Consider the following 10,954-nt stretch of genomic DNA (forward strand, 5'->3'; position numbering starts at 1 on the left):
CGTATGGCCACCCTGGCGCAGGCGCTGGAGCTGGTGTCGCTGCTGGAGTCGGAGCTGATCCGGCGTCGGCCGGAGATCGACCGGAACGACCGCTACTACCGGGGTGAGCAGCCGCTGCGCTTTGCCAGCGCGGAGTTCGCGAAGTTCCACGGCGACCGGTACAGGGAGTTTGCTGACAACTGGGTGCAAGTCGTGGCGGACAGCCCCGTGGAGCGGCTGGCCGTGACCGGTTTCCAGGCGGCCGGGGAGGAGCGGGCCGACCGGGACCTGTGGCGGGTGTGGCAGGTCAACGGGTGCGATGGTGAAAGCCAGTTGGGGTTCACCGGCTCGGTCAACAGCGCCCGGTCGTTCGTGCTGGTGTGGGGTGACCCGGACGACGAGGACCATCCGGTCGTGACGTTCGAGGACGCTTCGCAGTGCATCGTGGCCTACGAGCCCGGCTCGCGGGTGCGGCGGCGGGCGGGGCTGAAGCGGTGGCAGGACGGCAACAAGGACTTCGCCACCCTGTATCTGCCGCACGAGCTGTGGAAGTTCGAGCGGCCCTTGATGCGGCAGGACAAGTCCCCGCAGATGGCGGGGGTGGATGAGGCGTCGCTGTGGCTGCCGCCCGGTGAGCGGGAGCGCCGGCGGACGTGGGAGCCGCGCGACGAGACGGCGCTCGGTGAGCCGAACCCTCAGGTGAACCCGATGGGCTTGGTCCCGTTGGTGGAACTGCCCAACAAGCCGGTGCTCGTCGGGGAGCCGATCTCTGACGTCTCCGGTGTGGTGGCGATGCAGGACGCAATTAACCTGATTTGGGCCCAATTGTTCACGGCGTCGGACGCCGCGTCGTTCCCGCAGCGGGTGATCATGGGCGCCGAGCGTCCGATGATCCCCAAGCTGAACAGCGCGGGCGAGATCGTCGGGAAGCAGCCCGTCGATCTCGACAAGTTCCAGATCGACCGGGTTGCGTGGATCACCGGCAAGGACACACGGATCGATTCCTGGCCGGCCGCGAACCTGTCCTGGTGGACCGGCATTATCGAGGTCGCTGTCGGGCACGTCGCAGCCCAGACCCGTACCCCCCAGCACTACCTGGTCGGGAAGATGGCCAACCTGTCCGGAGACGCGCTGCTGGCTGCTGAGACCGGTCTGGTGAAGCGGACCGACCAGAAGAAACTGTGGACCGGGCAGGGCCTGCGCGAGGTGGCCCGGCTGATCCTCCTCGCGCGCGGCGAGGACGCCAAGGCGGCCGCGATGCGGGCGGGCAGCGTGCTGTGGGCGGACTCAGAATCCCGCTCCCAGGCGCAACTGGCTGACGCGCTGCTGAAGCTGAAGGAGATCGGGTTCCCCTTCGAGTGGCTCGCCCTGCGCTACGGGCTCACCCCGACCGAGGTGGCGGACGTGGTGGCGATGCGGGAGCGGGAGGCGGAGATGGATCCGATCGGCGCCGCGACCCGCATCCTCGCCCAGAACCAAGGCCCCGACGACGGGGACGAGGACGCGGGTCCGGGTCCGGGTCCGGCCGAGGATGAGGGCGAGGCCGCGGCGTGACGGTGCCGGCGGTGGCGCAGCGCCACCAGGCCGAGCGCGCCGCGCAGGCCGCGGCGACGGCCGCGGCTGTGCGCGCCGTGTGGGGTGAGGTCGAGGCGCGGGACCTGGAGGCGTCGTGGCTGGCCCGCGCGCCGGTGGCCGCCGGGCTGATCCGCGCCGGGCAGCTGACCGCCGCCCAGGGCTCGGCGCCCTGGCTGGAGCTGGAGGCCGGCCCCGCCGAGGGCCTGGTCCGGGCCGAGGCCGCGGTGGCTGCCACCGGCGACCTGACCGGGCCGCTGCTGTATCCGCTGCTGATCGCGTTCAACAGGTTGCGCCGCGGCCTGTCCGGGGCCCTGTCCATCCTGTCCGGGGCCGCGTTCCTGGAGATGGTGACCCGCTCCCTGGTGGCGGACGCCGGGCGGATCGCGGACATGGCCGGGATGATCGCCCGTCCCCGCGTGGTCACCTACGTGCGGGTGGTGCACCTGCCCGCCTGCGCGCGCTGCATCATCCTCGCGGCCCGCGAGTACTCGCTGTCCGAGGGGTTCCTGCGGCATCCTCGCTGCGACTGCACCATGGCCCCCCGCAGGCCGGGAGACAGCTGGGACCTGCCCTCCCCGCAGTCGCTGTACGAGGAGATGACGACCGCGCAGCGGCTGCGATCGTTCGGCCGGGCCGGGGCCGCGGCGATCGCCGACGGCGCCGACCCCACCCAGGTCGTCAACGCCCGCCGGGGCATGACCACGGTCACCCGTTACGGACGTCAGGTGCAGGCGACCCGCGAGGGCACCACCCGCCGCGGCCTGTACGGGGCCCGGCGGGCGAAGTTCGCGAAGGTCCCCGGCGCGAAGTACGCACGCGCGGGCGCTCCGCGGCTCATGCCGGAGGAGATCTACCGCCTGGCCGACGGCGACCGCGAGCACGCCGTACGGCTGCTCAGGCGCAATGGATACATCGTCTGACCGTGTGGCTGCTGCCCGTGATGCCGCGGCGCCGCGAAGGCCGCACGGCCCCTGCCCGACCGCGCGCAACGCGCGGCCCACATACACCCGCAACGGGGAGACACCCATGCACGCACCCCTGCCTGTTCACCCGCTCACCGGCGCCCGCGCGCTGGGCTGGCGCAAGGCCCGCCCCGGCGAGGACGAGGACGCCCTGCACCCGGTGTGGCCGGTCCTCGGCGCCGCCGGGGACGACGACCAGGACGACGAGGGCACCGGCCCCGGCGAGGAGCAGGACTCCGACGACGAGGAGGACCAGGACGACGGCGGCCAGGACGGCGGCCGGGACGACGGCGGGCAGGACGACGGCGGGCAGGACGGCGGCGAGGATCCCGAGGGCGCCGACCAGCTCGGCGACAAGGGCAAGCGGGCGCTCGACGCGATGAAGGGCAAGCTGAAGTCAGAGCGCGCAAGGCGCCGCGACCTCGAACAGCGGCTCGCCGCCGCCGCCCCTGCCGGCGGCGACGATGCCGTGGCGAAGGCGACCGCAGCCGCAACGGCCGCGGCGAACGCCCGGATCCTGAGAGCCGAAGTCCGCGCGGCGGCGACCAGGCTTGCCGACCCGCGCGACGCCCTGCGCTTCCTCGACCTCAGCAAGTTCGAGGTCGATGAGGACGGCGAAGTGGACGCCGAGGAGATCGCTGACGCGATCGAGGATCTGCTCAAGAACAAGCCCTACCTCGCCGCGCAAAGCGGCCGGAGGTTCCAGGGCACCGGCGACGGAGGGGCAGCGCGCAAGGCGGGCCGTCCGAAGCAGCTCACCGAGCGCGACCTGAAGAACATGAGCGCCGAACAGATCGTCAAGGCCCAGGAAGACGGGCGCCTGGACGATCTCCTCGGCGCGGGATGACCCCTGGAGGACCCCCGTGGCAATCACCCGATTCCGGCCTGAGATCTGGTCGGCCCGACTCCTCGTCGGCTGGCGCAAGGCGCTGATCTACGCAGGACCCACCGTCGTGAACCGCGACTACGAAGGCGACATCGCCGAGGCCGGCGATGTCGTCCGCATTACCTCGATCTCGGACCCCACGATCGGCACCTACGTGCCCAACCAGACCGAGATCAACGCCGAGGAACTCACGGACGCGCAGCGCTCGCTGGTCGTGGATCAGGCCAAGTTCTGGGCTTTCAAGGTCGATGACGTCGACAAGCGGCAGGCCAAGGGCAACGTCATGCCGGAGGCGATGTCCCGCGCGGCCTACCGGCTGGCCGACCAGACCGACCAGTACGTGGCAAGCTTCTACACCGGCGCCGTCCCCGCCAACACCGTCGGTTCCACCGGGGCGCCGGTCAACGTGTACACGGACCCGCGTGACTTCTACGCGAAGATCCTTGTACCGCTGCGTACCCGGCTGACGCGGGCGGACGTGCCGAGGGCCGGCCGGTACTGCATCGTCCCGCCCGAGGGGTACGCGTCGCTGCTGCTGGACGACCGTTTCACCGACTACGCCAAGAGCGGGCAGACCGAAGCCCTGCGCAACGGTGCCGTGGGCCGCGCGGCCGGGTTCGAGATCTTCGAGTCCAACAACGCGCCGGAGCCGACGGCCGGTGTGCAGGTCGTGCAGGCCGGTGTACAGGCCGCGATCTCCTTCGCGGAGCAGATCAACCGAACCGAGGCGTACCGGCCGGAGAAGTCGTTCGGGGACGCTGTGAAGGGCCTGGCCCTGTACGGGGCGAAGCTCGTGCGCCCGGACGGCATCGCCATCGCCTACATCGACGCCACCCCCTGACAGGAAGGGCTCTGACTCATGGCACGCACCGCTGTCGCGTACAGCAATCTCCTTCCCAATGCCGACATCGCCGACCCGGCCGGGACGCCGACCAACGCCGGCGCCGGGAACGGGCACGTCATCCCCGCCGCAGGACCCGGCCGGGCTGTCCCGGAGCTGACCCTGCTGCGGGTGGTCGCCGGGGCGACCGGCGGGGCCGTGACTGTCCTCGCCGGGGACAACCCGCCCGCCATCGCGGCCGGCATGGGCAACCTCGTCGTCGCCGTCGGCAGCAGCGCCACCCGCTGGATCGGCCCGTTCGAGTCCGGCCGGTTCCTCCAGAACGACGGCACGATGCTCGTGGACATCGCCACGGGTTTCGTCGCCGGGTCCATCACCGCCTTCCGAGTCCCGAGGAACACCTGACATGCCCGAGAGCATCCATGTCCGTGGTGAAGCCGGACAGATCATCGAGATGTCGCTGCCGCTGCCCGCGCCGGTCGCGGACCGGCTCACCAAGGGCCTGCTGCGCCGTGTCCACGCGGACGGCACCCCCTACGCCGGCGGCCAGGGCCCCGGGTCCGGCGCGTCCGACGTCGCCCAGGGCGCCGGGAGCGCGCTGACCGAGGGCCGCACGCCCCGCCCGGCGCCCGGCGCGCGGAAGGCGGAGTGGGTGGGATGGGCCGTCGGCGTCCACGGCATGGACCCCGAGGCCGCCGACGCGATGACCAAGGCCGACTTGCAGGAGCTGCCCGAGCAGCCCGGCCCCAATCAGCCGGGCACCGCCGGGCCCGCGGGCGGCGGGCGGCCGGCGGACGACGCCCCCAAGGACGAGTGGATCACCTACACCGTGCAGCGGGGTCTTTTGTCCGCCGAGGACGCCGCCGTCTACACCCGTGACGACCTGATCGACCTGGCGCGCTGAGGCCCGCCTCTACCGGAAGGGGGCGTGTATGGCTCTGGCTCCGCTGGCGACGCCCGCCGACCTGACCGCGCGTGGCTTCACCCTCGCCCCGGGCGAGGCGGATCTGGCCGCCGTGTACCTTTCCGTCGCCTCGGCCGCGATCAGGGAGGCGGCCGGGGTACCGATCACCCAGACCACCTCGACCGTCTCCCTGACCGGCCCTGACGATTCGCTGTGGCTGACCCTGCCGGGTCCGCCCGTCACCGCAGTCACCGCTGTCGCCATCGATGGGCAGCCTGTCACCGGTTGGCGGCTGCGGTCGTCCCGGCTGTGGCGGGCGGCCGGCTGGCAGCCCGGTCACGAGCCTGCCGAGGTCGAGGTGGTGCAGACCCACGGCCTTCCCGCCGTTCCGGCGGACATCGTGGACCTGGGGTGCCGGATCGCCGCCGCCACCCTGATCGCCTACCGGTCCCGGCCCGACGGCGAGGGCCTCGCCGCAGCGGACATCCGCTCCGAGCGGATCGGGGACTACGCCGTCACCTACGGCGACGCCGGGCGCATCACCGAGATGGAGCTGCCCGCGCACCTGCGTGAGCAGCTCGCCGCGCGCTTCGGCGGCGGCGCCGCCGTCGTGAGGTTCCGGTGAGCCGGGCCGGCCGGCTCCTCAACACGAGCGTGCCGGTGTGGCGGGAAGTCCTCACCGACGACGGCGGCGGCGGCCAGGGATCCGCCTGGATACTCACCGCCACGGTGCGCGCCCGCCGGTCGCAGCCGACCGCACGCGAGCGGCAGGCCGCCGACCAGGCCCAGGCCCGCCTGGACGAGACCTGGTACTTCCACCCCGGCACCGACGTACGCCGCGGCGACGAACTGCGCCCCGAGGGGCGGGTCGTGAAGGTGTTCGCGACCTTCGAGCCGTCGGAGCCCGGCACCTATCTGCGGGCCGACTGCACCGCCCGCCAGCCCACCACCGGAAGCTGAGGAAGAGCATGGCCATCCTGTCCGCGCAGCAGCTGCCCCTTTCAGGGCTCCAGCCCGCCTACGCCAACGCCGCCTCGGGCGGCGACCAGGCCCCGACCGGGGAGAAACTGGCGCTGCACGTCCGCAACGGGGACGCCGCCGCCAAGACCGTCACGATCACCACACCGGGCACCGTCGGCGACCTCGCGGTGGCCGACGCCCAGCAGGTCATCCCCGCGTCCGGGAACGCGTTCATCCCGCTGAAGGGTGTGTTCCGGGACCCCATGACGGGGCGGGCGGCGATCACCTACAGCGCCGTCACCTCCGTGACCGTCGCCGTCCTCCAGCTCCCGTAGCCGTGGCCCGCCGCGCCCGGCTGGACGGGCTGAGCAACGCACTGCGGGCGGTCGCCCGGATCCCCGGGGCCATGAGCGAGGCCCGCTCGGACACGCTCCACGAGTGGGCCGACGACGTCGAGGCGACGGCCGAGGACCGTGTCCCGGTCCGCACCGGCGACCTCAAAGAGAAGATCGAGCAGCAGGTGAGCGAGCAGTACGGGCGGGCCGAGGTAGGCGTGTGGGACCCCGACGCCCTGGAGTACGCCCAGCACGTGGAGCAGGGCACATCGAGCATGCCCGACCAGCCCTACCTCCGCCCCGCGTTCGACCAGCACCGCAGGCAAGTGCCCCGTATCTACCGGGCGGCGTTCCGCCGGCACATGGGAGGAGCGGCTGAGTGAGCCTCGCCGACACCTGGCGGCGCCGCCTCGCACGCGAACGCGCGCGCCTGGCCGAAGCCGAGCAGCAGCGGGCCGACGCCCTGAGGCAGATCGACCGGCTGCAACGCAAGATCGCACGCGCAGAAAGGAAGGGCTGACATGGTCAAGCGGGTTCTGTCCCTGCCCCTGTACATGCGGCTGGGGGACCGCGGTGCCGAGCAGCTGGTCGGCCGGGTGACCTGGGACCCGGCCGACGGCGAGTCGGAGGTGGACCTGGAGCACATGGAGGGCGGCTACGTGCGGATGCTCCGGGCCAGCCCCGAACTGCGGGAGGCGGGCATCGAGATCGAGGACGGCGCGGGGTGACGGTCGCGCTGTGGCCGATCCAGGAGGCCGTCATCACCCGGCTTCGGGCCCACGCCCCGCTCACCGCGCTGGTGAGCGGGGTGTACGACCGGGTCCCCGAACCGGTCGTACACCCCTACGTGAGTCTCGGGTCGATCACCGAGACCGCCGCGGACGCCCACAACCAGCGGGGCCTGGACGCGGTGGTGGTGCTGCACGTGTGGTCCCAGTACCACGGCTACAAAGAAGCGGCAGCGATCTGCGCCGCCCTTGATGACGCCCTGGACCGGCAGCCCCTCACGGTCGCGGGCTTCAGGGACGTGTCTGTGGCGCACGAGCGGCACACCGAGGCACGCGACCCGGACCCCGCCATCAGGCACATCCACATCAGCTACCGCGTGTGGCTGACCCGAACGTGAAGGAGTCATCATGGCTGGTCTGGACGCTTTCGGAACCCAGCTGCAACGCGGTGACGGTGCCAGTCCCGGTGAGACGTTCACGCCGATCGCGTCCGTCTCGGACATCACCCCGCCGTCGCTGGAACGCGAGACGTACGACGTCAGCGCGCACGACTCTCCCGACGGCTGGCGGGAGTTCGTCGGCGGCCTCAAGGACGGCGGCGAAGTCGAGATCGAGATCAACTACGACCCGCGCGAACACGATTCGCTGGTGGACGACTTCAAAGACAGGTCGCCCCGCAGCTACAAGATCGTGTGGCCGGACGCCCTGGGCGACTGGGCTTTCAAGGCGATCCTCACCAACTTTGAGCCGGAGGCCCCCCACGACGACAAGCTCGCCGCCAGCCTCACCTTCAAGGTGTCGGGCAAGCCCGTCATTACCACCGGCGCATGAGCCCGCCCCCGGCACCGCACCGACCAGAAAGAGACCAGCCCATGACGCAGTACCTGTCTGCCGAGCAGATCCTGGACGCCGACGATCTCAGGTACGAGGACGTGCCCGTACCCGAGTGGGGCGGCACCGTGCGGGTGCGGGAGCTGTCCGGCACCGAGCGCGACAAGTTCGAGGCCGAGTTCCTGGGCAAGGACGGCAGGTCCGTGCGCACCGAGGGCCTGGAGGGGTTCAGGGCCCGGCTGGCTGCCGCGTCCATCGTGGACGAGAAGGGCCGGCGCCTGTTCCGGTCGGTGGCCGAGGCGAAGCGGCTGGGCGAGAAGTCGGCGGCCGCGCTTCAGCGGGTGTGTGACGTGGCCACCCGCCTGTCGGCGATGACCGAGGAGGACGTCCAGGACCTGACGGGAAACTGAGGGCGCGGCCGGGAAGGCAGTTCTACTTCCGGCTGGCCGCGCACCTCAGGATGCCCGTGCGTGATCTGCTCGCCCGCACCACGTCCAGGGAACTGGCGGAGTGGCAGGCGTACGAGACGCTGACGGGGCCGCTGGGCCCGGTACGGGGCGACATCCAGGCCGCGCTGATCGCGAGCGTCATCGCGGGTGTCAACCGCGGCCGGGGCCGCGCCCCGAAGATCGAAGACTTCGTGATCCGCTGGGACCGCACCAAGGTCAAGAAGTCTCCGGCGGAGCTGTTCCAGATGGCGCGGATGGCGAACGCCGCGCTCGGCGGGCGGTTCAACAGCACAACTCCATAGCGACTCCGTAGCGACGCCCCGGCCAGGGGCCGATGTTCGAGGGGGTGATGGCCTGTGGCCACCCTCGCGAGCATGACGGTCCGCCTGGGCATCGACACCGACGCCGTACGGGCCGGAGCCACCCGGGCCAAGAAGATCCTCGGGGGTCTCGGGAAGACCGTCGCCGCCCTGGGGGTCGGGCTTCCTGCGGTCGCCGCGCTGGGCGCCGGTGTCGGCGGCCTGGCCGCCATGTTCGCGTCGGCCGGTGCGGCGGCGCTCGCCTTCAAACTGGCCGTCGGGCCGCAGATGCAGGAGGTGGCCTCCGTCGCCGACCTGGCGGCCGAGGCCCAGAAGGCCGCCGCCGAGGGGGCCGAGGACGCCGCCGAGAAGCAGAAGGCGTACACCGACGCTCTCGCCCAGCTGCCCCCCGCGACGCAGGAGACAGCGCGGGCGTTCATCGGCCTCAAGAAGGACTACGGCCAGTGGTCCGACAGCCTGTCCGGCAGCACGATGCCCGTCTTCACCCGGGCGTTGCAGCTGCTGCGGCGGCTGCTGCCGCTGCTCACCCCGTTCGTGAAGGCCGCAGCAGCAGCGTTCGGCGCATTCGTTGACGAGATCGACCGCAGCACCCGCGGCAAGGGCCTGGAGAAGTTCGCCGACTCCATGGCGAAGGTGGCCGGCCGCAACCTGCAGAGCTTCCTGTTCGGGCTGAAGAACATCGCCGTCGGTATCGGCGGGATCATCAAGGCGTTCATGCCGCTGTCCGACGAGATGTCGGGCGGGTTCGAGGAGTCGACGGCCGCGTTCGCCGCCTGGGGACAGGGCCTCAGCGACAGCAAGGGGTTCGCCGAGTTCATCGCCCTCGCCAAGCAGGGCGCCACCACCCTGGGCACCCTCGCCACGACCGCGCTCGTGCTGCTCCAGGCATTCGCGCCACTGATCGGGCTGGCGTCCCTGGTCGCCCTGCACCTGTCGCAGGCCATCAACGCCATGCCGCCCAGCGCGGTACAGGCCCTCGCCTACGCCGTCCTCGCCGCCGTCGTCGCCTACAAGTCCTTCGCGCTCGCCTCCAGGGCGGTCGATACGGCGTCCGACCTGATGTCGTCGCGACTGGGCACGGTCGCCCGCCGCTGGGTGTCCACCGCCGCGACCGCCGTCAAGGCCCAGCTGCGGATAGCGGCCGGCGCGGCACGGGCCGGACTGCGCACCGCCGCGGTGTGGGCGGCGACGGCCGCCAGGGCGACAGCGACATGGCTGGCGGCCATCCTGCGGATCGCCGCGGCCACCGTCGCCCGCTACGCACTCATGGCCGGGCGTGCCCTGTGGTGGGCGGCGCGCATGGCCGCGTCGTGGTTCATCGCGATGGGCCCGATCGGCTGGGTCATCGCGGTGGTGATCGGCCTGGTCGCGCTGATCATCGCGAACTGGGACACCGTCAAGGCGTGGACCGGGGCGGCCTGGGACTGGATCTGGCAGAAGATCCAGTCCGCGGTCAAATTCGCGCTCGCCGCGGTCGGCTGGCTCGGCCGGATACCCGGCTGGATCGGCACGTGGTTCACCCAGGCGAAAGACTGGGCCATCGCACGCGCGCTCGCCCTGGTGGCGTGGCTGCTCGGACTGCCGGGCCGGGTCCGCTCCGCCCTCGCCGGGCTGCTGGGCGTCCTGCGCCAGCGGGCGGTCAGCGCATTCACGGCGTTCAAGGACGCCGCCGTAGCGCGGGCGCTCGCCCTGCTGGCCTGGATGGCCGGCCTGCCCGGCCGGGCCCTGCGCGCCCTCGGTGACCTCGGCCGGCTCCTGTTCGGCGCCGGGAAAGCGCTGATCCAGGGCTTCATCAACGGGATCAAGAACATGCTCGGCAACGTGCGGGACGCCGCGTCCGACGTGGTGTCCGCCGCCCGGGACTTCTTCCCTTTCTCCCCCGCGAAGGAAGGCCCTTTCTCCGGGCGCGGCTACACCCTGTACTCCGGCCGGGCGCTCGCCGCCGGGTTCGGGCAGGGCATCCAGGACGGCCTGCCGGGCGTGCAGTCCGCCCTGGACGGCCTGGGCACCGTGCCCGGCCTCGCGGCCGTCAACCGCACCCGTGGCGGCCAGATCGCCGCCACGGGCGCGCCGCAGGCGCTGACCGTGCGCCTCGACGGGGCCGACCCCTTCCTGACCTGGCTGAAGGAACGGATCCGTATCGAGTACGGCGGCGACGTGACCAACCTCAACACCGGAAGGTGA

At 71.8% G+C, this 10,954-nt stretch carries 17 protein-coding genes; all 17 read left to right on the plus strand.

Annotated elements, in window-relative coordinates:
- Positions 1-3 precede the first annotated feature (3 nt).
- The 17 genes from ACIQNG_RS25610 to ACIQNG_RS25690 all read left to right on the plus strand — a co-directional run bounded on the left by ACIQNG_RS25610 (position 4) and on the right by ACIQNG_RS25690 (position 10,954).
- Positions 4-1,533: a phage portal protein gene (locus ACIQNG_RS25610; protein ID WP_401488097.1), complete on the plus strand. Its 1,530-nt coding sequence runs from the start codon at positions 4-6 to the stop codon at positions 1,531-1,533.
- A gap of 11 nt (positions 1,534-1,544) precedes the next feature.
- On the plus strand, positions 1,545-2,474 hold the full coding sequence (locus ACIQNG_RS25615; RefSeq protein ID WP_401488099.1) for a hypothetical protein: 930 nt from the start codon (positions 1,545-1,547) through the stop codon (positions 2,472-2,474).
- A gap of 106 nt (positions 2,475-2,580) precedes the next feature.
- Complete coding sequence (locus ACIQNG_RS25620; RefSeq protein ID WP_401488100.1) at positions 2,581-3,363, plus strand: hypothetical protein; 783 nt, start codon at positions 2,581-2,583, stop codon at positions 3,361-3,363.
- A gap of 16 nt (positions 3,364-3,379) precedes the next feature.
- Complete coding sequence (locus tag ACIQNG_RS25625; protein ID WP_401488102.1) at positions 3,380-4,243, plus strand: P22 phage major capsid protein family protein; 864 nt, start codon at positions 3,380-3,382, stop codon at positions 4,241-4,243.
- An 18-nt stretch (positions 4,244-4,261) separates the two neighbouring features.
- Positions 4,262-4,648, plus strand: a complete 387-nt coding sequence (locus tag ACIQNG_RS25630) for a hypothetical protein (RefSeq protein WP_401488104.1) — start codon at positions 4,262-4,264, stop codon at positions 4,646-4,648.
- Between the two features lies 1 nt (position 4,649).
- Complete coding sequence (locus ACIQNG_RS25635) at positions 4,650-5,147, plus strand: hypothetical protein (RefSeq protein WP_401488106.1); 498 nt, start codon at positions 4,650-4,652, stop codon at positions 5,145-5,147.
- Positions 5,148-5,175: 28 nt separating this feature from the next.
- The gene (locus ACIQNG_RS25640; RefSeq protein ID WP_401488108.1) at positions 5,176-5,772 is read left to right on the plus strand and encodes a hypothetical protein; all 597 of its coding nucleotides are present in this window, start codon (positions 5,176-5,178) and stop codon (positions 5,770-5,772) included.
- The gene (locus tag ACIQNG_RS25645) at positions 5,769-6,107 is read left to right on the plus strand and encodes a head-tail adaptor protein (protein WP_401488110.1); all 339 of its coding nucleotides are present in this window, start codon (positions 5,769-5,771) and stop codon (positions 6,105-6,107) included. Before ACIQNG_RS25640 ends, ACIQNG_RS25645 begins: the two co-directional genes overlap by 4 nt.
- A gap of 8 nt (positions 6,108-6,115) precedes the next feature.
- Positions 6,116-6,442, plus strand: a complete 327-nt coding sequence (locus ACIQNG_RS25650) for a hypothetical protein (RefSeq protein WP_401488113.1) — start codon at positions 6,116-6,118, stop codon at positions 6,440-6,442.
- Positions 6,443-6,444: 2 nt separating this feature from the next.
- Positions 6,445-6,825 carry an HK97-gp10 family putative phage morphogenesis protein gene (locus ACIQNG_RS25655; protein WP_401488115.1) on the plus strand — a complete coding sequence of 127 codons (381 nt, stop codon included), beginning with the start codon at positions 6,445-6,447 and terminating at the stop codon, positions 6,823-6,825.
- Positions 6,822-6,962, plus strand: coding sequence for a hypothetical protein (locus ACIQNG_RS25660; RefSeq protein ID WP_401488117.1), 141 nt, complete (start codon positions 6,822-6,824; stop codon positions 6,960-6,962). Before ACIQNG_RS25655 ends, ACIQNG_RS25660 begins: the two co-directional genes overlap by 4 nt.
- Position 6,963: 1 nt before the next feature.
- Positions 6,964-7,170 (plus strand): hypothetical protein, encoded by a 207-nt coding sequence (locus ACIQNG_RS25665; protein WP_401488119.1) that lies wholly within the window; start codon positions 6,964-6,966, stop codon positions 7,168-7,170.
- Positions 7,167-7,568: a DUF3168 domain-containing protein gene (locus ACIQNG_RS25670; protein WP_401488121.1), complete on the plus strand. Its 402-nt coding sequence runs from the start codon at positions 7,167-7,169 to the stop codon at positions 7,566-7,568. Before ACIQNG_RS25665 ends, ACIQNG_RS25670 begins: the two co-directional genes overlap by 4 nt.
- A gap of 10 nt (positions 7,569-7,578) precedes the next feature.
- A complete protein-coding gene (locus ACIQNG_RS25675) occupies positions 7,579-8,001 on the plus strand; it encodes a phage tail tube protein (RefSeq protein ID WP_401488123.1) in 423 nt (140 codons plus the stop codon).
- A 41-nt stretch (positions 8,002-8,042) separates the two neighbouring features.
- Positions 8,043-8,411, plus strand: coding sequence for a hypothetical protein (locus ACIQNG_RS25680; RefSeq protein ID WP_401488125.1), 369 nt, complete (start codon positions 8,043-8,045; stop codon positions 8,409-8,411).
- A gap of 56 nt (positions 8,412-8,467) precedes the next feature.
- On the plus strand, positions 8,468-8,752 hold the full coding sequence (locus ACIQNG_RS25685; RefSeq protein WP_401488127.1) for a DUF4035 domain-containing protein: 285 nt from the start codon (positions 8,468-8,470) through the stop codon (positions 8,750-8,752).
- A 72-nt stretch (positions 8,753-8,824) separates the two neighbouring features.
- Positions 8,825-10,954, plus strand: coding sequence for a hypothetical protein (locus tag ACIQNG_RS25690; RefSeq protein ID WP_401488129.1), 2,130 nt, complete (start codon positions 8,825-8,827; stop codon positions 10,952-10,954).

The sequence above is a fragment of the Streptomyces sp. NPDC091377 genome, assembly GCF_044757045.1.
In the GTDB taxonomy this organism is placed as follows: Bacteria; Actinomycetota; Actinomycetes; order Streptomycetales; family Streptomycetaceae; genus Streptomyces.